Source organism: Absicoccus sp., assembly GCF_034090965.1.
Taxonomy (GTDB): domain Bacteria; phylum Bacillota_I; class Bacilli_A; order Erysipelotrichales; family Erysipelotrichaceae; genus Absicoccus; species Absicoccus intestinalis.
In genome coordinates this window covers 31,626-52,604 of record NZ_JAXDRQ010000044.1, presented here as the reverse complement: position 1 = coordinate 52,604, position 20,979 = coordinate 31,626, and the positions used below count along the sequence as shown (strand labels likewise).

The 20,979-nt window shown below is 42.2% G+C and carries 23 protein-coding genes; 3 read left to right on the top strand and 20 right to left on the bottom strand.

The genetic code is table 11. The features are described 5' to 3' along the window. Nucleotide 1 precedes the first annotated feature (1 nt). From hypD to SOS22_RS06010, 17 genes are all read right to left on the bottom strand, one after another. Nucleotides 2–1,045 carry a hydrogenase formation protein HypD gene (gene hypD / locus SOS22_RS06090; protein WP_320596648.1) on the bottom strand — a complete coding sequence of 348 codons (1,044 nt, stop codon included), beginning with the start codon at nt 1,043–1,045 and terminating at the stop codon, nt 2–4. Then, the gene (locus tag SOS22_RS06085) at nt 1,042–1,251 is read right to left on the bottom strand and encodes a HypC/HybG/HupF family hydrogenase formation chaperone (RefSeq protein WP_128519279.1); all 210 of its coding nucleotides are present in this window, start codon (nt 1,249–1,251) and stop codon (nt 1,042–1,044) included. Before SOS22_RS06085 ends, hypD begins: the two co-directional genes overlap by 4 nt. A 4-nt stretch (nt 1,252–1,255) precedes the next feature. After that, a complete protein-coding gene (hypF, locus tag SOS22_RS06080; protein ID WP_320596647.1) occupies nt 1,256–3,469 on the bottom strand; it encodes a carbamoyltransferase HypF in 2,214 nt (737 codons plus the stop codon). Next, the gene (locus tag SOS22_RS06075; RefSeq protein ID WP_320596646.1) at nt 3,466–4,440 is read right to left on the bottom strand and encodes a hypothetical protein; all 975 of its coding nucleotides are present in this window, start codon (nt 4,438–4,440) and stop codon (nt 3,466–3,468) included. The genes hypF and SOS22_RS06075 overlap by 4 nt, the downstream gene beginning before the upstream one ends. Further along, nucleotides 4,437–5,693 carry a nitrogenase component 1 gene (locus SOS22_RS06070; RefSeq protein WP_320324714.1) on the bottom strand — a complete coding sequence of 419 codons (1,257 nt, stop codon included), beginning with the start codon at nt 5,691–5,693 and terminating at the stop codon, nt 4,437–4,439. Before SOS22_RS06070 ends, SOS22_RS06075 begins: the two co-directional genes overlap by 4 nt. After that, a complete protein-coding gene (locus SOS22_RS06065; protein WP_320324715.1) occupies nt 5,690–6,442 on the bottom strand; it encodes a nitrogenase iron protein NifH in 753 nt (250 codons plus the stop codon). The genes SOS22_RS06070 and SOS22_RS06065 overlap by 4 nt, the downstream gene beginning before the upstream one ends. Nucleotides 6,443–6,444: 2 nt before the next feature. Next, nucleotides 6,445–6,693 carry a TM1266 family iron-only hydrogenase system putative regulator gene (locus SOS22_RS06060; protein ID WP_320324716.1) on the bottom strand — a complete coding sequence of 83 codons (249 nt, stop codon included), beginning with the start codon at nt 6,691–6,693 and terminating at the stop codon, nt 6,445–6,447. Nucleotides 6,694–6,767: 74 nt separating this feature from the next. Next, entirely contained in the window at nt 6,768–7,934 is a 1,167-nt protein-coding gene (gene hydF, locus SOS22_RS06055) for a [FeFe] hydrogenase H-cluster maturation GTPase HydF (RefSeq protein ID WP_320596645.1), read from the bottom strand. Beyond that, nucleotides 7,925–8,977: a [FeFe] hydrogenase H-cluster radical SAM maturase HydE gene (gene hydE, locus SOS22_RS06050; protein ID WP_320596644.1), complete on the bottom strand. Its 1,053-nt coding sequence runs from the start codon at nt 8,975–8,977 to the stop codon at nt 7,925–7,927. Before hydE ends, hydF begins: the two co-directional genes overlap by 10 nt. A gap of 94 nt (nt 8,978–9,071) precedes the next feature. Next, nucleotides 9,072–9,662 carry a hypothetical protein gene (locus tag SOS22_RS06045; RefSeq protein ID WP_320596643.1) on the bottom strand — a complete coding sequence of 197 codons (591 nt, stop codon included), beginning with the start codon at nt 9,660–9,662 and terminating at the stop codon, nt 9,072–9,074. Next, complete coding sequence (locus SOS22_RS06040; protein WP_320596642.1) at nt 9,662–10,522, bottom strand: patatin family protein; 861 nt, start codon at nt 10,520–10,522, stop codon at nt 9,662–9,664. The genes SOS22_RS06045 and SOS22_RS06040 overlap by 1 nt, the downstream gene beginning before the upstream one ends. A gap of 73 nt (nt 10,523–10,595) precedes the next feature. Further along, complete coding sequence (locus SOS22_RS06035; RefSeq protein ID WP_320596641.1) at nt 10,596–11,378, bottom strand: class II glutamine amidotransferase; 783 nt, start codon at nt 11,376–11,378, stop codon at nt 10,596–10,598. A 95-nt stretch (nt 11,379–11,473) separates the two neighbouring features. Next, entirely contained in the window at nt 11,474–12,364 is an 891-nt protein-coding gene (locus tag SOS22_RS06030) for a ketopantoate reductase family protein (protein WP_320596640.1), read from the bottom strand. Then, complete coding sequence (dapB, locus tag SOS22_RS06025; protein WP_320596639.1) at nt 12,361–13,080, bottom strand: 4-hydroxy-tetrahydrodipicolinate reductase; 720 nt, start codon at nt 13,078–13,080, stop codon at nt 12,361–12,363. The genes SOS22_RS06030 and dapB overlap by 4 nt, the downstream gene beginning before the upstream one ends. Next, entirely contained in the window at nt 13,077–13,955 is an 879-nt protein-coding gene (dapA, locus tag SOS22_RS06020; protein WP_320596638.1) for a 4-hydroxy-tetrahydrodipicolinate synthase, read from the bottom strand. The genes dapB and dapA overlap by 4 nt, the downstream gene beginning before the upstream one ends. Nucleotides 13,956–13,972: 17 nt before the next feature. After that, nucleotides 13,973–15,235 (bottom strand): diaminopimelate decarboxylase, encoded by a 1,263-nt coding sequence (gene lysA, locus SOS22_RS06015; RefSeq protein WP_320596637.1) that lies wholly within the window; start codon nt 15,233–15,235, stop codon nt 13,973–13,975. 262 nt (nt 15,236–15,497) lie between these two features. Further along, complete coding sequence (locus SOS22_RS06010; RefSeq protein WP_320324726.1) at nt 15,498–15,773, bottom strand: ArsR/SmtB family transcription factor; 276 nt, start codon at nt 15,771–15,773, stop codon at nt 15,498–15,500. A 108-nt stretch (nt 15,774–15,881) separates the two neighbouring features. Between SOS22_RS06010 and SOS22_RS06005 the strand changes: the two genes are divergently transcribed. Genes SOS22_RS06005 through SOS22_RS05995 form a run of 3 tightly spaced genes read left to right on the top strand, consistent with a single transcriptional unit; the run spans nt 15,882 to nt 17,552 of the window. Next, nucleotides 15,882–16,478: a YigZ family protein gene (locus SOS22_RS06005; protein ID WP_320596636.1), complete on the top strand. Its 597-nt coding sequence runs from the start codon at nt 15,882–15,884 to the stop codon at nt 16,476–16,478. Between the two features lie 10 nt (nt 16,479–16,488). Then, nucleotides 16,489–16,701 (top strand): hypothetical protein, encoded by a 213-nt coding sequence (locus SOS22_RS06000; protein ID WP_320324728.1) that lies wholly within the window; start codon nt 16,489–16,491, stop codon nt 16,699–16,701. Continuing rightward, complete coding sequence (locus SOS22_RS05995; RefSeq protein WP_320324729.1) at nt 16,698–17,552, top strand: GNAT family N-acetyltransferase; 855 nt, start codon at nt 16,698–16,700, stop codon at nt 17,550–17,552. The genes SOS22_RS06000 and SOS22_RS05995 overlap by 4 nt, the downstream gene beginning before the upstream one ends. Before the next feature lie 297 nt (nt 17,553–17,849). Here the strand turns inward: SOS22_RS05995 and SOS22_RS05990 are convergent, their stop codons facing one another. From SOS22_RS05990 to SOS22_RS05980, 3 genes are read right to left on the bottom strand one after another with little or no spacing between them, the layout of a single operon-like run. After that, nucleotides 17,850–19,577: a HAMP domain-containing sensor histidine kinase gene (locus SOS22_RS05990; RefSeq protein ID WP_320596635.1), complete on the bottom strand. Its 1,728-nt coding sequence runs from the start codon at nt 19,575–19,577 to the stop codon at nt 17,850–17,852. Further along, nucleotides 19,570–20,265 (bottom strand): response regulator transcription factor, encoded by a 696-nt coding sequence (locus SOS22_RS05985; RefSeq protein ID WP_320596634.1) that lies wholly within the window; start codon nt 20,263–20,265, stop codon nt 19,570–19,572. The genes SOS22_RS05990 and SOS22_RS05985 overlap by 8 nt, the downstream gene beginning before the upstream one ends. After that, nucleotides 20,262–20,900: a PIG-L family deacetylase gene (locus SOS22_RS05980; RefSeq protein ID WP_320596633.1), complete on the bottom strand. Its 639-nt coding sequence runs from the start codon at nt 20,898–20,900 to the stop codon at nt 20,262–20,264. Before SOS22_RS05980 ends, SOS22_RS05985 begins: the two co-directional genes overlap by 4 nt. Between the last annotated feature and the right edge of the window lie 79 nt (nt 20,901–20,979).

The following is a 20,979-nucleotide window of genomic DNA, read 5'->3' as shown; positions in this document are numbered from 1 at the left end:
ACTACTCCATATATTTATAAAAAGCCGAACACGATCCTTCATTGGAAACCATACAAGCACCCACTGGATGTTCTGGCGTACACACTTTGCCAAACAATGGACATGCATTCGGCATACAATCCCCACGTAAAATATCCCCACAACGACAAGCTGGATTCGGATGTCCTTGGGTATTTTCTAAACCATATTTCTTACGGGCATCAAAGTCTTGATAAGCCGCTTTGATTTGTAGGCCCGAACCGGGAATATTGCCAATACCACGCCAAATGGAATCACACGGTTCCATGACCGATGCGATGATCTTTCGAGCCGATGGCGAACCTTCATCGCGTACCACCCGTGGGTAACAATTCATGAAAAAGGGTTGCCCTTTTTCTAACTTTTTGATGATCACAGCCAAAGCCGTTAGGATCTCGGGTCCCGTAAAACCCGTCACGACTCCGGAAATTCCCTCTTCACAAAGATCACGATAAATCTGACAACCTGTGATCGTCGATACATGCCCTGGATATAAGAAGGCATCGGCACTATCTTTTAAAGCCAAATAAGCGTTATCCATCGTTTTATTGGCTACCAATGCCGAAAAATTCGTTAAATTATTTTTCTTGGCATCGCGAATGGCCATACAACTCGCTGGTGTCGTGGTTTCAAAACCAACCGCTAATAAGACAACGTCTTCATCCAAATGACTTTGAGCATAAGTAAAGGCATCGGTTGGTGAATAGATCATGACGATCTTCGCCCCTTTGGCCCGGGCTTGTTGTAAAGACATATCAGAGCCAGGTACCCGAATTAGATCACCAAAGGTACAAATCGTACAATGATGATTTAAAGCTAGATCAATAGCTTGATCAATATAACCAACCGGCGTTACACAAACCGGACAGCCTGGTCCACTGATCAAATGAATGTTTTCGGGCAACATTTGCCGAATCCCTAAGCGAAAGATTTCATGGGTATGCGTGCCACAAACTTCCATGATTCGTAGCGGTCGGCCGTCATAGTTTTCCACGATTTGTTTGGCTTTTAAGACTTGTTCGTTCACTCTAAAGCCTCCATGATGGCACTGGCTTCGGTTTCATCATCTTCGGTGATCTTGGCAATGGCAGCTCCCGCATGCACCATCACAAAATCCCCCGGTTCTAAACCGTCCACCAATTCACTCGATACCACACGAGTGGCACCCATCGCATCCACGATGGCTTGTCCATCTTTTACTTTTTTTACTTTAGCAGGTAATCCTACACACATAACTTTATTCCTTTCCATTCATCATGCCATACAAGGCTTGTCCCAAACCGATGCCTCCATCGTTACAAGGAATCATCGAATGCGACAATACTTGAAAGCCATTTTCTTCACATTTATTTCGAACCAGATCCATCAACAATTGATTCTGCATGACACCGCCACTACAAGCCACGGTAGATAGACCGGTTTCTTTTCTTACTTCTACGACACGATCGACAATATAATTGGCCAGTCCTTCATGAAAACTGTAGGCCAAATAGGATCGATCATCCTTATAAAACATTCGTTGGGCAATAGCTTGCACCAAAGCCGTCGTATCACCATGAAAGTTCATACCTTCCCCTTGCCACTTACGTGCTTCAAATTCCAACAACATCGATGCCTGCGCTTCGGTCGTATTGATCCGACACAATCCCAAAATGGCACTCACTGCATCAAACAATCGTCCCGCACTGGTTGAACCAACACTATTGATCTGCTTTTGGATCATTTGAAAAACGAGATCATATTCAAAGGCACTGCATACTCCCAATTGTACACACAGATCTTTATCTTGCAGAAGGGATACGGCAATGCGCCATCCTTCTTTGGAAGATAGATCCCCACCCGCCTGCATAAACGGCGTGATATGGGCTTTTCGCTCAAAATGATGCACATCACAAACCAGGATCTCACCACCCCAGATCGTTCCATCCAATCCATAGCCCGTTCCATCCATGGATACACCAATGACTGGATCTAAATAATCATTTTCCGCCATACAAGAAAGAATATGGGCATAATGATGTTGGATCTGCATGATAGACAAACCATATTCCTTGGCCAATTGGACCGAATTATACCGCGGATGCAGATCACATACGATCGTTTCCGGTCGTATTTCCAAGAGTTCTTCCATCCGCTCAATGGCTTGTTTTAGGGCATCCACACTGCGAATATCGCTCAAATCGCCCACATAAGGCGAACAATAATAGAGATCTTTGGTAGCCAAACAAAAGGTATTCTTTAATTCGCCACCAATGCCCAATATCTTTTTATTTATACTTTTGGAAATCATCATAGGTAAAGGGGCATACCCACGAGAACGACGAATCATCGAAGGCTTGTCATGGATCCAGGCCATCACACTATCATCGGCTCGTAAGCGAATATCACGATCATTGGATAAGACCACATCACAAAGATCACCTAGATTTTCGATCACATCGGCATCCTCTTTGCAGATGGGAGCACCTTTGGGATTGGCACTGGTCATGATCAAACAATCGGGCATATCGCCTTCAAACAACAACAATTGGACAGGGGCATAGGGCAACATCACTCCCAACATCGGATTATCTGGTGCGACCAAATCCGAGACCAAACCATTCTTTTGTTTTTCCAACAATAAAATAGGTCGTTGGGGACCGGTCATATATTTTTGTTGGGCTTCATTGACCTTACATTCTCGTTTTACTACATCCATATTTTTGGCCATGATCGCAAAAGGTTTAAAGGGACGATGTTTCCAAGATCGTAGATAGGCAATGGTTTTCTCATTGGTCGCATCGCAACACAAATGAAAGCCACCAATGCCTTTGATGGCAGCAATACCTCCATTGCGAATGATGGATTTTGTGTATTGTAAGGCGGCATCACCATGGATATCTTTACCGACAATATACAATTCAGGTCCACATTTGTTGCAACAAACGGGTTGGGCATGATAACGACGATCATCGGGTGTTGTATATTCCCGTTCACAATCGGGACACATAGGAAACTTTTTCATACTGGTGCGCACCCGATCATAGGGCATCGAATCCAAAATGGTCAATCGAGGGCCACACGCCGTACAATTGATAAAAGGATGATGATACCTTCGATTCTGGGGATCAAACAATTCTTTGGCACATGCATCACAAATCGCAATATCCGGAGAAACAAAGATATCTCCCTTTACTTTTTCGGAATGAAGAATCGTAAATTCCGTTTCCGATTTCACTTGTACCGCTTGACTATCCATCTTTAAAATAGCCGATCGTTGGGGCGCTTTGGTTCGGATCCAAGTCGTAAATAAGGCCACTTGTTCCGCCGTTCCTTGTGCATAGATCTCAACATAGGGCCCCTTGTTGCATACCGAACCGGTGATATGTGCATCTTGGGCTATGCGATAAATGAACGGTCGAAAGCCCACACCTTGCACGATGCCATAGACGCGAATCTGTTTACGAATCATAAAGCTCTCTCCACATCGGCCAAATAGGTATCAATATTTTCTTTTTGGTACAATTGGCCCGATACCGCAAAATGCGGCAAGGGGACAAATTCCCCCGTATAATCAGGTAAGGCCCGCATCAATAAAGGATCACATAGGATGCGCTCATACTTTCGTGTGCAAACCAATTTTACCAGATCCATCTCGCCATCCAAATGCACATCGTTTTCTTGCATATAGGCTTGATCCATCATAAAGAAAGACGCGACATCGCCTTGGCCCATCCATTGTCGGATCATGTGGGCCCAAACTTGTTGGGAAAGGATCAAAGTCTTTTTGGGTTTAACATCAATATGTCCCAGATCAAAACCAAATGTATAAGGAATTTGGTATTTCCGCACCAAAGATAATCCAGATACCGACATCACGATGGCTTGTTTGACTTGGGGCAAAGCCGCATATGAAGATAACGATGTCAAACAATCACCGTCTATAAACGGTACATCCAAAGGCGTTGCCCCTACATACACGGTATCTAGACTGTCCTTCTTTTCAACCATTTGATCAATGGCGGCATAGGCCATTTGTTGACCCACATCATAATATTTCATACCCGTGGTTTCCATATATAAACAAGGTAGGCCAAAGCGTTTTTCACACAATTTGCTTAAGGCATGATAATCCGTGGCAATTACGGCAGGAACGGGCGTGCCCACCAAAGCAATAAAGTTGGCTGAAGTGGTTTCTACCGCTTGGCCAATCTTATCTAAGAGTTCATCATCTCTTCCTAAGATGGCATCTAGATCTCGTAAGCCCGCCGAATAAATGGCACTCTTTTTGGAAAACCAGCGTGGTTCATCAAACCCACAGGTATTACCGGCACATCCACCGGCATCTAAAATGACAATGATGCCACCGAGTTCATAGAGCACGCTGACAGCCCCGGAAATATCGGGAGCAAATGGGGATAAATAGCGAAATAATCCTTTCATAGAATGGCCTCCATTTCCGCATATAAACCTTGAATTCCTTTATAGCCATAGGGTTGGATTTCGGCATTCCACAAAATAGCGGGTACTTCTGGATAATAGTCCGATGCGTCTTTGCCAATCACAAAATCAATATCGGTACGAGGTTGATAATGGATCATGGTTGGTGAAATGCCCGTGTAGACTTTGGTTTGCGGAGCTATTTGTGCCAATCGCTGAATCCATGGTTTATCGTAGTCGGTCACATTCGCAAAGATCTCACAAATGATCGCACCTTTTTGCGATAGGGCACATGCCAATTCAAACGGATTCGCATTGCACATTTCGCCAATACAGATCTTTTTATGCGTTAGATCGACCCGATCTACCTTTTCTTTGGTTTCCAAATAATCGCTTTCATCGCCTATTTCTACGCCAATGGCTTGTCCAAACAAATGATACAGACGATGGACTCTTTCCACATCGTATAAGCGTGGCAATTCAATATAGGGCATACCCAATCGTTTCTTGAGATCTTCGGCCGCAAAAATCGATTCGGGATCTAAGACCAAATTAAAATTGGCACGCCCCATTGTGTAATATTCCTCCAATGTCTTCATTTCACTAACTTGGTTGATCGTCGAAAGACCAGCTGCTTGAAGTAAATCGATCAATTCACTATCGACAGGCGAAAAGAAGCCCATCAAATTGACCATGTGTGGATCGATTCGATCTCGTTGCAATAAGGAATAAATCGTTTGCCGAATGGCCATCATAGGTGGTTTGCGCCCTTCTCTTTCCAAGGCATACATATAGCTAGGAACGACGATGACGCCCGTTTTTTCTTGACATTGTTTGGCAATGTGTTCCAAGTCAGTGGCCAATAGTGCATCGACACATGTAATACACAAAACCACAACTTTGGGATCACACACTTCTAAGATTTCTTCGATGGCTTGGGGAATCTTTTTTAAATGGCGACCTGTGACCAGATCGGTTTCACTCATCAATAAATAGAACATGCGTTTGGCATAGCCTTCCTGTGCAGAAAGGATGGTCGAGTTTCGGCCACAACTTGCCGGACTGATCAACAACATCACACTTTCTGGGATCACCAGCCCAGCTCGTTTGACGCCAAATCCCAAAGCGCCGGGTGAATTATACGATAAAGTTGCCGGTGAAGAATAAATCAAATGACAAGCCGGGATATATTCACTTGGAATCTTTTTGGCTTGGGATAATTGGGCAATGGTTTGAAAATAGGGTTGAGTATTCATGATGCATCCTCCATGAGTTTTTTAGCGAGATCAAAAAAGATCTGGGCAATTTCCGAATGGGGATCACCTTCCACCACGGTCTTTCCTTGATCTTCCCATTCATTGATCGCATCACTTCGGGGTACATCACAAACAATCGATAGGTGATTTTGATCCGCAAAGGCTTGGACTTTTTCTTCTTCGGAAGGCACATTGCGACGATTTAAGATCAAGCCTCGCACTTGTGCATAGGAGCGATCTTTAAAATTATTCACGGCCGTATTGATATTATTGGCCGCATACAAAGCCATTTTTTCACCACTGGTCACGATCAAGATCTCATCGGCATAGCCTTCACGAATCGGCGCGGCAAAGCCACCACAGACTACATCGCCCAACACATCAAATAAGATGACATCGGGTTTCACTTTTTCAATGAGTTCCAGATCATCCAAAAGATTGAAGGTGGCAATGATGCCTCGTCCGGCACAGCCAATGCCTGGTGTGGGTCCACCGGTTTCAATGCAGTGGATCCCGCCAAACCCAATTTTCATGATGTCTTCCAAGGTGGGGTCTTCATCGTGTTCTCGTAGATAGTTCATGACCGGTTCCAACGGATGGCCACCCAATAAGTTAATGGTGGAATCCGCTTTGGGATCACAACCAATTTGGATCACGCGATAGCCAAGACTCGCCATGGCGGCAGCCAAATGACTAGTCATGGTCGATTTCCCAATGCCCCCTTTTCCATAAATTGCGATTTTTTTCATTTCTACACCTTCGTCAACATGGATTTGACTTGTACCCTTTCCAATCGGCCTAATTTGCCTGTTAAGGCATTGATACGATCGGTGGTTCCATCGACCATCAAAGAAATCACCGATATATTTCTTTCTTTATAGGGAATGCCCATACGCCCTACCATCAAATCATTGTATTCGTGGATCAAAGCATTGACTTGTTCGACTTGTTCGAGATCTTCGATCACGATCGCAATGACGCCTAATCGTTTATTTTCCATATTTTCCTCCAAAAAAAACAGACTCCTTCCAAGAGTCTGTGATAAAACAGCTTTCTGCTTGGAAATCCTTACAGTTAGATGTCAAATAGTGCAATGGAACGATCTAAGATACCATGCATTTGCGCAATGGCCGTTCCATAATTTGTCATATACGTATGTTGTGCTTTTGCTTGTTTCAACCGATTCTGCATGGTCTTTTCATTCAACATGCAACCGCCACAATGAATGATCAGATCATAATCGGACACATCCTCGGGAAAGTCTTTTCCCGAAGAAAGATCATAAGGAACCGTATAACCGGTATATTCATGGATCCAATGCGGTAATTTCACATTGCCAATGTCACCACATTGACGATGATGGGTACATCCTTCACTAATCCATATTCTTGATGAATCTGTCAAGTTTTTGATGTGTTGTGCCCCTTCGACCACTTGTTTTAAAATACCTTTATAACGGGCCATCAAGATCGAAAAGGAAGTCAGCGGGATCGATTCAGGAACCACTTTGGATACGCGTCCAAATCGTTGCGAATCGGTGACCACCATTTTCGGATGCAGATGGGTCAAGGCTATAGCCAATTCATCATCTTGACAAACATAAGCCAAGCCATGATGATCCAAGATATCACGAATGACCAATTGTTGGGGCAAGATCAAACGTCCTTTTGGCGCTGAGCCATCAATGGGAATGACCAAGATCACACTATCACCGGGATCGATCAGATCGCCAACGATCACTTTGGAGGATTCCACATCTTTGGCTAAATGGCCAATGGTTTCTTTCAGTTGTTCAATGCCGGTTTTTTCTTTGGCACTGACCCATAGACCATCGATAGGATAGGTATCCACATCGCTTTTATTGTAAACCACCAAATACGGAATAGACATGCTTTGAAAAAGATCGATCAATTGGCCATCCAATGGTTGTAAACCTTTTTGGCCATCTACGACCAATATTGCCACATCAGCTTCTTTTAAGATTTCTTTGGTGCGTGCCTTGCGCTTTTCGCCTAAAGATCCGACATCATCAAAGCCAGGGGTATCGATGATCTCAACCGGTCCTAATGGTAGAATTTCCATCGCTTTACGAACTGGATCTGTCGTGGTTCCTTCGACTTCCGAAACAACCGACATCGACTGATTTGTGATCGCATTGACCAAAGAACTTTTTCCGGCATTGCGCATACCAAAAAATGCGATATGTACGCGATTGGCCGATAAACTTCCATTTAATCCCATACTTTTATATCTCCTCTATCGGTCACGACCGTATAGCCAATACGGTCCATCCGATTTTCTAAACAATGACGGCATTGTGCACTTTCATCCCCAATACAAATCTTATTGTCGTAGAGCTGATATTTGCGTCGTACACTTACTGGACTTAAATTGGGCATCACCACATTGGCACCGGCCAATACCCCTTTTTCCCGTCCGACAGGATCCATCGTTCCTAAAGCGGTGGTTGCCGGGATCAACATAGGCGGATAAATCAGTCGCAAGAGACTGATCAAATACAAGGTCAATTCCACACTGCCCGATGGTTGATCATGAAATGGGGTATCTTGAGCCGTAATATAGGGACCGATTCCACACATTTCCGGATGAAAGGTCTCTACAAATTTTAGATCTTGGGCTAAATGATGAGCCGTTTGATACGGTGATTGCACCATCATGCCAACGCCGACGGCATAGCCGATATCGCGTAAATCTTGAATGCATTGCATCCGATGCGTAAACGACATCGATGCTGGATGCAGCTGATGATAATGTTGCTGATTGGCGGTTTCATGGCGCAATAAATAACGTTGGGCACCCGCATCGTATAATCGTTGATAACTTTCTTTGCTTCGTTCCCCTACCGATAGAGTAATGGCACAATCGGGATATGAAGCATGGATATGCGATACGATGTCGCATAAGCGATCATCATCAAAATAGGCATCTTCGCCACCTTGTAGGACAAAGGTACGAAAGCCAAGATCGTAGCCTTCTGCACAACACGAAAGAATATCATCCATATCTAGACGATATCGACTACAATGTGCATCTTTACGAATTCCACAATAGAAACAATCGTTCTTACAAATATTGGTAAATTCGATCAAGCCACGTACATAGATGGCTTTTCCATAAATGGATCGGGATAGATTCCGCGCTTTTCGTGCGGCCAGTTCCATCGCTTCTTCATCACGATGGGTGATCAAATATTCATAGGCATCCAAAGATAATTGATGGGTAGATGCCAATTTTTCAATATATTCATTCACTTTTGTATCCATAATTTATCATGTGAATAATTTCACGATACTATCCTAACATAACTAGGCCCATATAGCCAATCGAATGCAAAAAAATTGCCCGTTTCCAGGCAACCTATATTTGGCCAATCATTTGTAAGAAGATCAAGGCCAGTCCCAAATGGCTGATCCAACTCCCTCCCATCCAGATCGTAGGGTGCTTGAGCTGGAGGTCTTCACAGGCAAAGAACACAAAAAGCAGAGGCAAGAGGATCTCGATCCACCACAAGCCATAGCTATTGGTGTTTCCCGACTCAATAAACAAGATTTCTAAAATGACACAGAGCCCAAACAAAGGCAAATTGCGCAACAAGGTATAGCCGCGATACTTTTTCTTCTTCCATTGTTTCCAAGGTACAAAACACAGCACGATACGAACCAAAAGGCAAATCGTAAAGAGCAAGGAAAGCAGGGATGGTATGGTCAACATCGTATAGAGTTGGATCCATGCTTGATACAACATGTATAAGCCTAAAGTAATGGCAAAGGATTGGATCAAACGGTTATCTTTATATATCACATCGACAACATCACACATATAAAAGCCCATCAAGACCCAGGCAAAGCGATGAAAAATATCAAAGGGTTGTTCCAATAAATGAACGATCAAGGAAAACATCACCACAAGATAAAGAATACAAAGGATCGTCTTTATCTTTGTTTTCATTAGGCATCCCCGATAAAAGCTTGCAAGGCTTTTTTCAATTTCACATAATCATACATGCCTAAGGAGTACAATTGTTCATTTTCTTTGGGATCCATCGATGTGGTGCTCATTGGTAAATGTTCACTAGGTGCAAAAATAAAGGCTTTTTTTTGTTTTTCCAAATCAAACATCAAATCTTGTTCTTTTTTATACATGATATGTCGACGATCCAGATCCTTGATCGTAGCTGGATATTTGGCACACAAAGCATGATACAACTTCTTATGGGCTTCGGGTTCTTTGACATAATCCCGTGGCTTGGATGTGATCACGACCAATTTATCACAGCCTTGATCCAAGGCTCTTTGACAAGGAATCGCATCCGATACCCCGCCATCATAATAATGGCCATTGCCAATTTGAACAGGATGACACGCTGCCGGAATGGCACTGGAAGCCATGATGGCTCGATAATCATTTTGTTTCATCACCGTTTTATCAAAATAAACCGGTTGTCCGGTTTTCGCATCCGTGGCCACCAATTCAAATTGCGTGGGATTCTGGATGATGGCTGCATAATTGATGGGATCTTTTCCATCGGAATTTGTCAAGGTTCCATATATATATTGAAGACCAAATAAATCACCGGGCTTTAAGAAACTTTTTTTACCAAAAAATTCGGGATCTTTGATCCATTTTGTATAAAATCGAATATTTCGTCCGCGTTGGCCGGCTAAGTAACTGGCAAGATTGGCACTGCCTGCTGAGGCGCCAATACAATAGTCAAACGAAATATCATCATCTAAAAATTTATCTAAGATGGCAGCACCATAGGCACATTTCATGCCGCCGCCTTCACATACTAAACCAATTCTTGTCATATGATCATCCTTTACTTATGTGTATTTATTCTAAATCATTTCCATCAAAAAAGAAATGGACATGAGCCATTTCTTATAGATTGGAAAAATCAATAAATTCGCCGCCAATGGATTTAAATTGATCGGCATTAAAGATATATTCATGATGGTGCTTGGTGCCTTGATAGACCAACTCGCCATCTTGATAGGCCAACAGCTGGGTCAATGGGACGGGTTGCCAATCTTCATCCGATAAAGGCTTGGTCGAAAAATAGCGTCCTTCTGGTGTTTCTAATTGATTAAGCGTATGGGCTTCGTTGGTATGGACATAGAAATTGTCGCCATCATAGATGATCAAATTTAATTTATTCCCTCTGGATACGTCACAAACTAAGGTATCCAAGAGTTCAAAGCGTTCTTTTTGATTCAATTCTTTGCCTAATTCAATTTCTTTGCGGTTGATCGCATCCACAATATACAAAAGGACCCGTTCACTGTCGGTTTCTCCTTCTTGGACTTTCTTATATTGATTCAAAGGTTCATAGTTAAAGATCGTGCCATTATGGATCATCGTCCAGGTGCGACCATATCGATCGACCCAGCGATAGGGGTTGCAGTTATTGCGTTTCATTTCGCCTACGGTCGCATAGCGAATATGAGCCAGACACGTCCGAGCATAAATCGGCTCGGATAAGCGTTCAGCCAAATAGAAAGAGCGCGAGGCTTGTTTGGACTCTTTTTCTACGCGTGAAACCTTCCCATCCAAGATGGCCAATCCCCAGCCATGAGGATGACGTACACTATGTGAATAGAACACATCCAAATAGTCATTCATTTCTTGATAGGTATTTCCCGAAAAGCCAAACAATTCACACATGATCCTTCCCCTTTCAGAATTTTATTATAGCTAAAAATTCTTGATTTGTGAAAGTTCTATGCATTGTTTCTTTTTCTAATCTATATAAATATTCTTTAGAACGCCGCTTCTATGGCTTGGATCCGTTTGGCTAGATCTTCCAATACCGGTGTTTGGATGCCAAGCTGTTTGGCAATGGGAACGACCGTTCCAGAAAATAAGGCCAGCTCGGTCTTGCGATGGGCAATGATATCTTGTCGCATGCTGGGCATGCCTTCATTGGACATGGGTTTCATCACTTCGAACCAATGTTGTACATCCGCATCGGTAATGGCAATGTTTTGGGCATTGGCCACCGCTTTGACTTCCAACATGGCTTTCATATAGATGTCTTGGAGCGGGCCATCGACCTTGATCCCACCATATGTTGTATAATAGGCAGCACATGTTTGATTGAGGCCGCAATTCAACATCAATTTGTTCCATTGTTCTTTGATGATATCGTCGACCCATCGATGAGGAATTGCACAACTCGTATACAATTGATTCAGTCGTTGACAGGCTTCTTTTTGATTCGGATCATCTGGGCCAAATACCAATTCCCCCACCACATGATAGGTACATTGATTCTGTAAATAGGTCGAATCCATGCCTTGGACAATGGTACGAATCACCAAATTGTTCGGAAAGGCTTGGCGCAATTCATCTTCGGATCGAATGCCATTTAAGGCCGAAACGATCAACGTATGCGCATCAATCGATGGGCCAGCCAAGGCTATGGCACTGTTTAGACCGGCATATTTGGTGGCAAGAAATAAAAGATCAACAGGTTCTGTTTGGGTTTCATAGTGAAAATCTACGCTTTTGCCGTTACAAATCAAGGGATCGGCTTCGTAACGTTTTTTACGTGTTTCATCCACTAGAAAGATGACATCTTGCCCTCCTTGCTCAAACAATTGGCCATACAAAGTGCCAATGGCACCGCGCCCGATCATCGCAATTTTCATGCGTGATCGACTCCTAAAAGGTCGTTCATGCCATACAATCCAGCTGGTTTGTTTTCAAGCCAGGCAGCGGCTTTTAATGCGCCATTCACAAAGATCTGCCGATTGGTCGCATGATGCGTGATAGTGATGGATTCATTATCCCCAAAGAAGTGCACGGTGTGTTCCCCAGCTTCGGTGCCACCACGCAAAGCATGCACACCAATTTCTTTTTGACGCGGACCAATCAGGCCATGACGACCATAGACTTCTTTGAAGGCACCATCGGGATTCATGATTTCCAGGATGGCTTTGGCCGTACCACTGGGGGCATCGGCCTTTTGATTGTGATGGGTTTCGACCAATTCCATATCAAACGTATCTTTTAAAAGAGGAACAGCGACTTTCAGGATTTCCGAAAAGACCGCCACACCATACGAATAATTGGCCGAAAAGAAGACGGGATGGGATTTTGACAAAGTGACCAATTGGTCTTTTTGATCATCATCCAAACCGGTCGTTCCATACACCAAGGCACAATCATGGGCATTGACATAATCCAGGATCCAACTTAAATTATCGCGATGGGAAAAATCAATAATCATATCGGCCGTTTCGATTTGATCTAAAATATCCAAATTGGATGTATCCACATTCGCCAAGACAGTATGGCCTAAATTTTGTGCAGTTTCTTTGATGAGCGAGCCCATCTTTCCGTTGCCACCAATGATCAATTTCATGCGATGATGCCTACTTTCTTCATTTCTGCTTCCAAATGATCGTGATTTTTTGGATCCATTGGATACAGTGGCAAACGATAGCCACCCACATTTTTGCCCATCAAGTTTAAAGCGGCCTTGACAGGGATAGGATTGACTTCACAGAATAAGGCATGGATATAATCCAAGTATTTTTGTTGGATGGATAAGGATTGTTTTAAATCACCATCCAACCAGGCTTGTACCATATCATGGGCTTCCTGGGGGTTGGTATTCGCAAAGACCGAAATCACGCCAGAACCGCCCAAGGAAAGAATAGGTACGACCATATCATCATTCCCGGAATACATCACAAAATCATCGTTGAGATAACGAGAAATGCGAGTGGCATAACTGATATCGCCACTGGCTTCTTTGATGCCACAAATATTTGGGTGTTGGGATAAGACGGCTACGGCGTGTTCACTCAATTTACATCCGGTACGACCCGGTACATTATAGAGAATGATCGGGGTATGGACGGAATCAGCAACGGTGGTAAAGTGTGCGATCATGCCACCTTCATTGGCCTTGTTGTAGTAAGGAGTGATGATCAATAAATAATCGGCACCCATATTTTCATATTTTATGCTCTTATCCACTGCGGTTTTGGTGTCGTTTGAACCCGCTCCAACCACAACGGGAATCCGATGATCGATCTTATCGATCGTATAGCGGACAACGGCATCGTCTTCTTCATGGGTCATGGTACTGGATTCACCGGTTGTTCCTAGAACCAAGATGCCATCGGTATGATTGGCCACATGGAATTCCAACAATTCACCTAACTTATCAAAATCAACGCTGCCATCTTCATGAAATGGCGTAATTAATGCAACAATAGAACCTTTGATCATTGAAAACACATCCTTTCTTATTCATCGGTTTCGAGATCGATCAAATGCGCATAAGATTCACGACGAATCACTTCACGCACTTTTCCTTGTCGGCAAAAGACAACGCCAGGCAAAGGGTTTTTATTGTAGTGAGAAGCCATGGCATAGCCATAGGCACCGGTTGTATAGGTGATCAAAAGATCGCCGGGTTCACATTTTGGTAAGGCAATGCCTTCAATCAAAATGTCACCGGATTCACAAGCTTTACCCGCAACGGTATAGATCGTATCTTTTGGGGCCTCCATTTTATTGGCAATATCGGCATTGTATTTGGCTTGATACAAAGCTGGTCGGATATTATCGGCCATGCCTCCATCCACAAAGACATAGTTTTTATTGGGTGTTTGTTTCATAAATCCTACCGTATAAAGGGTAGAACCGGCTTCGGCCACCACACTGCGGCCCGGTTCGATCAAGATCCTTTGAATGGATAGACCCAATGCTTGATTTTGTTTTTCACAATGGGAAAGAATGGTCGTACAAACTTCATCCAAAGGAATGGGGTGATCTTCGGATGTATAGGTGGCCGCAAATCCACCGCCTAGATCCAGCGTGTTTAAATGGATGTCATAGGTATCTTCTAGGTGTTTGATAAAGCCAAACATTTTTTCAATTTCGGCGACAAACGCATTTTTATCAAAAATTTGCGATCCAATATGGGCATGTAAACCATCAAACGATAGATGTTCATCTTCATCAAAGGTCTTGATCACTTCGACCAATTCTTTTTCTTGTAGTAAAGAAATGCCAAACTTGCTGTCGACATGTCCCGTTACGATGTATTTATGGGTATGTGCATCAATACCGGGATTGACACGAAGCAAGACATGGATCGTATGATCAATAGTCTGACTCATTTCATGAAGCATTTGCGCTTCCATCAAGTTATCAACAATGATGGTACCTACGCCATACGCCATGGCCATTTCCAATTCATCCTTGGATTTATTGTTGCCATGAAAATAAACCTTGGACATATCAAAATCAACGGCTTTTGCGGTATACAGTTCGCCTCCGGATACGACATCCAAACACAAGCCATATTCTTTGACCAATCGCAACATGGCTTTGCAGCTAAAGGCTTTGGACGCATATAAGATTCCCGTTTCCATCGTATGGGATCGAAACAAGGTCGCAAATTCCTGTAAACGAGATCGTAATTGATCTTCATCATAGACAAACAAGGGTGTTTTATATGTTTTTGCGAGAGTATCCACTCTCACGCCACCAATTTCTAACATCACTTTCCTCCTTCATACAAAAAAACCAGTAAGAGCTATCTTACTGGTTACATAAAAGGCAATCAGATAGCTCTCCTACCAAAGGTAGACAGTCTTACAGATCTTCTCTGCAAGCCCACCACATATCCATGCCTGCATATGTAGTTCGGCAAAATCGCTACCATAGAAAATCAACATCTGCCGACTCCCTTTCTATGGTGTCTTTTTTGCGCCTCTATCGTTTGAACCTAGTGTATCACTTTCGTTGATCATTGTAAATCATTCACTTTGAAATGATCACATTCAGATGATGCACGACATCCTCTAAAACTTCTCGATTCACAGAATAAACCACATTTTTTCCTTTTCGTTGTTGCTTGATCACACCGACTTCACTCAATACTTTCATATCATGCGATAAAGTGGGTTGTGTCACTTCAAATAAAGGTAACAATTCATAAGCACAATATTCTCTTTCCATCAATCGATCGACAATTTCCAATCGCTTTGGATCCGATAAAGCTTTTAATACCCGTGTTGTTTGTGCATAGGATTCCATTCTCTCACCTCGCTATCGGTCTCAAACTTCTTTTAACCATATAATCATATTTTTCTATGTTTCCTAAAAAAAAGGACAAAACGGTCCTTGGCATGGTAGAATCAGTCTATGAGAATCATGGAAGATGTGACCCATACCATCGAAATCAAGAAGAGCAAATTCATCACCTATTTGCATCGAACCAATGACGAACAAGAAGCCAAAGAATTTTTGAAACAAATCAAAAAACAACATCCCCAAGCTCGTCATTATTGTACGGCAATGATCATTGGCAACATTGTGCGTTCCAATGATGATGGAGAACCCAGTCAAACAGCTGGTCATCCGATGTTGGATGTCTTATTGCACAATCAGATGGAAGATATCTTTGTGGTCGTGGTTCGATATTTTGGTGGCATCAAATTAGGAACAGGCGGCTTGGTTCGCGCCTATAGTTCCAGTGTCAAAGAAGCCTTAGATCAAGCAACCAAATCCGAAATCAAACAATTGGATGAATATACCATTACTTTTGGCTATGATCTGATTGGTAAGTTGGATGCGTATTTTCGTACCCATGAAATTGAGATCACATCCAAAGAATACAACGAACAAGTGACGTATCAATATGTAACGGATCGGGATATCACACCCGATCTACAAGAAATGTCCAATGGATCGATTCATCCCATAGCCATTGGTCAGATGGAATGGGAAACCCCCATCTAAAGGAGAGTCTATGCGATTTTTTTATACTTATATCCTATTGTTTGCCCTCATGATCCTTCTCATTCAATTCTTGCCTTTCTTATTGCCCGTTTTATTGGTCCTTTATATCGTTTCGCTTATATATGGTGCTTGGCAACAAAGAAAGAAAACGGTCCAATCAGAAAAACGCAATCCGGATGCGATCGATGCCGAATATACGGAACACGATGAGGAGGACCAATGATATCCACATTTACCAATCAGACAGAGGATATCCAGCAACTTTTGGAAGTATCGATGATCCAATGGGAACCTCATCAAATACAAGCTTGGATGATGCATCAATGCGATCCTCATCATTTATATGGCTATTGGCAAAATGATCATTTGATCAGTTTGATCCAAACCATACCAACCAAGATCCAATTGGGCGATCATAGGGTTTCGGCTCTTGGAATCTGTTTAGCTTGTACCCATCCCAATCATCGGCAACACGGCCATTTTAAGGCTTTATTAAAAGTCATATTGGAACAAAGCCACTACAATCATGTGTTGACCTATTGTGTAACGGATTTTCCGCAATTATTCGAAAATTATCGTTTTCAACCCGTAACCTATGGCAAAGTGGCTTGGATCGAACCCCATAAAAAAGGAAATGCGACACACGTATCAACGACATTTCATGATTCCTATGATATCTATACTGCATTTATGGATCATTTTGAAGGAACCCCTATCCTCAATCACGAACAATATTTAGCGTATTTGCGTTATCAAATGGCTACGAAGAAACAAGTACTGACCACCAATAAAGGAATTGCCATCGTATCGGATCATTCCATTGATACCATTTGGTACATCGATAGTACAGCTATCGATGATTTTTTAGCGTATTTAAAGGAAACCAATCTACGGATCCATACCAGTGCCAGTGAGCATTTAGAAAAATATTATATTCTGCATCATCCTCGCAAGACCAAAACATTGATGGTCCGTTTAAATGATCCCAAACTCTATGCACGCGCTAGTCATGCTCCTTTAAAAAGTATCCAGACCATCTATCAACAATTGCGTCATCCCATTTGGACACGTTAAACAAAACAACCCTTTCTCCTTCCGAGATGACTCATTATGGAAAGGTTCAAAATATATACCCTATCAACCTTTTTCAATCGAAAGGGTTTCATTGAGCTATCCCCCCAAAAAAAGTTGGGCCAAAAATCGAACAGATTTGAGGTACTTCATCATAGTAATGAATCGTGCTCTTTCTTATAAAGATTTGATTGCCATTGCCCCTTACGATGGCATTTAAAGAAACATGAAACCCAAGTTCCTTGTCTTGGCTGGCTTTTACATCGAAATCAAGATAAAAAAAGAGCTATCCCTATAGATCTAGGTGATTGCTCTTTCATCACATAATGGAAAGGTCAATACGATCAAGAAATAATTTTTGGTTTGTTCACAAAAATAGGTGCCATGCATCTGTTTCATGCTGAGTTGCACACTTTGTAGACCAATATGATTGCTTTCCACATCTTGTTTCGGTGCAATAAAATTCTCAAACCGGATATACAATTCCCCTTTCTCGATCTTGATCAAGATATGTACCGGCCTTTTTTTATCTGCATATTTGATGATATTGGAAGATAAATTATCAAAGATTCGATGGATCAAAGGTAGATTTCCTTGGATAGATCCTTGTGGTTCCATTTCGGTCAACTGGATATCGTATCCTCTTTTTTTTAGATCTTCGATTTGATCTTTCAATAAAGCCATGATTTCATAGATCCGGATCCGACCTATATACATCTTCTCTTGATCGGCCACATGTAGACTTTGTTTAAACAAAGCCTCGGATAGATCGATCAATTCATCCGTCTTTTTCAAACATCGCTGAATATATTGTTCTTGCCTTGCTTCTTCCCCTTTTTTTAGCGACAATATTTCTAAATACCCCTTTAATGTCGCTAGTGGTGTTCGAATATCATGCGACATGGATGTGACCAGATCATGATTGGCCTGAATGACCTGTTTTTCTGTCTGCATATTCTCATACGTATACAAACGCATCTCATCCATTTGTCGAGCCAATTGACTTAACTCATCTTGACCATGGACTTGAATGGGATGGGACCAATCCCCATTTTCTAAATACGCAATGTCATTGGTCAATGTTTGAATGATCCGTACTTGCTTTTTCATAAAGGCATACAGGATCAAAACATAAAAAGAAAAGATAATGGCCATTTCTCCAATCATCATCTTATGGAGCCAATACAATTCTGGATAGGTATTCACATAGACCCATGTCTTTTTATTCTTCCATTGAACCAAAAACGAATGAGAAAAACCATAGGTATCACTATCTGCATGTTGACTTAATTCTTTTGGTTTCCAAGCCGGATCAATATTGATCCATTTTTTATCATTGGCAATACTGACACTTTTATATTGTGAATCAATCTGCTTTTGAATGGTTTGTGAAATGATCCTTTTATTTTTCGTCGTTAATGAAACCGTTTTGGCATAGCTTCGTAACTCCTTTTGGAAAGGAGTTATATCTGGTTGTTGCGTCACATTTTCTTGATACCATTGGATCCATACTTGATTGATGCGATACGTACCTAAATACGCAACGAAACAAATGCCAATGGCTGCCACACTACAAAGAAATAGTTTTTGTGCCAAGCCTTGTCGTTCATAAAAAGCCGGTAAATGGATCGAATGATTTTTTGAAGTGAAGCGAAAACCAAGATAGCCAATGGCTAGAGAACAACCCGCTACCATCCCGCTCCATAAATGCGCAGCTTGATATTGGGTCGGACAAACCACCAAAAAGACCGATTGTCCCTTGGCATCCGTAAATGCATATGATTGTTGTGGATCATACACGGTTCCCACGACAAGAAATTGCTCATTGGATTCCACATAAAAGCCAGCTTGTTGCGTATGTTTTTCCAAGAGGGATGGAAACGTATCAAAAGAAGCTTGTTTTAATTGATCGACCAATGGTTCGACCTTAAATTCTGGTTCATTGGTTAGCCATATCGCATGCAAAGGATAAAGCAATACAAAACATACGATCCCTAAAAGAAGCGAGAAGTACAAACGCTTAATCAAAACGATACCCCCTGCCCCAAACGGTATGAATGTATCTTGGATGATCCGGGTCTTGTTCGATTTTCTTGCGTAAATTGCGAATATGGACCATGACCGTATTATTAGCGGAATAAAAATACGGTTCGTCCCATACTTTTTCATAGATCATGGCAGCAGAGAACAATTGTCCACGATTGGTCATTAAAAGTTGTAAGATGGCACATTCCGTATCGGTCAGATCCACCCGTTTTTCATCGATCAGCACTTGTTTCTGTGCTGGATCCAACGTCAATCCCTCACAAGAAAGCGAGGGGGTTGGATGATGATCTTGTGCTTTGCCTTTATAAATTTGATACCGTCGCAATAAAGCCTTGACCCGGGCTGTCAATTCATTGTAGGAAAATGGTTTGGCCAAATAGTCATCCGCCCCAAAGGAAAAGCCAAGGGTCTTATCGGCATCAAATCCTTTGGCTGTCAAAAACAAAATGGGAACATTGCTGATTTGTCGAATTTTTCGACAAACTTGATAACCATCCATATCAGGCATCATGACATCTAAGATGACCAAATCAATATCTTCTTCCATGTGTTCCAACGCCGCTTTCCCATCTGGCACTGCAACCACGCGATAGCCTTCACTCGACAATAACACCGATACGATTTCTCGAATATCGGCATTATCATCCGCAATTATGATTTTTGTTGTCATTGTTTGCTCCAATCTTTATATTTTACCCATTTTTCATATGGTAACATATGATGAAGATGTTGAAGCACAAGTTTTTGGGATCCATACGCTTTCAATAGATTCTTCTTTTCCACGCTCATCTTTTTCTGACGCATCGAAAACGGTAAATTCCCTTTTTTGTAGTATTTCCCAAAATAAACCAAACGATTGGTTTCATGGATCTTTTTCACTTCTTTGGTGACCATTTCGGAAGTCATCCGATGATGCTGATGCCCATATTCCCCATCGGGATTATGCGTTACGATCTTGGTCCAATGCTTCTTTCTGACCCAATAACGAATGGTCTTTTCGATTTGTTTGTGTTCTTTTTTCCATTGGCTCCTCTTCCCCTGGACCTTATCCGGATACGCATACATCACCCCTTGATCATGGACTTGTTTGATGGCTTGATGAAATTCTTTATTGCGGGTTGGATTGTTCTTGCTGGTCAAACAAACCACCACATATTCTCCTTTCTGATCTAATAAATGTTGTCCACCCCAAATGGATTCATCATCCGGATGGGCGACGATCATTAATGCATGGGGTTCTTTGACTGGCTGCTGTGGTTTGGCCATGCTCGTACCCAAAAATAAGTTGGCCGTTAACAGCATCATACATATTTGTCTCATGTGTTTATTGTAGAATAAAATATTCCTTTCAAATCTTAATTTTCTTTAAGAAATACATTCAAAA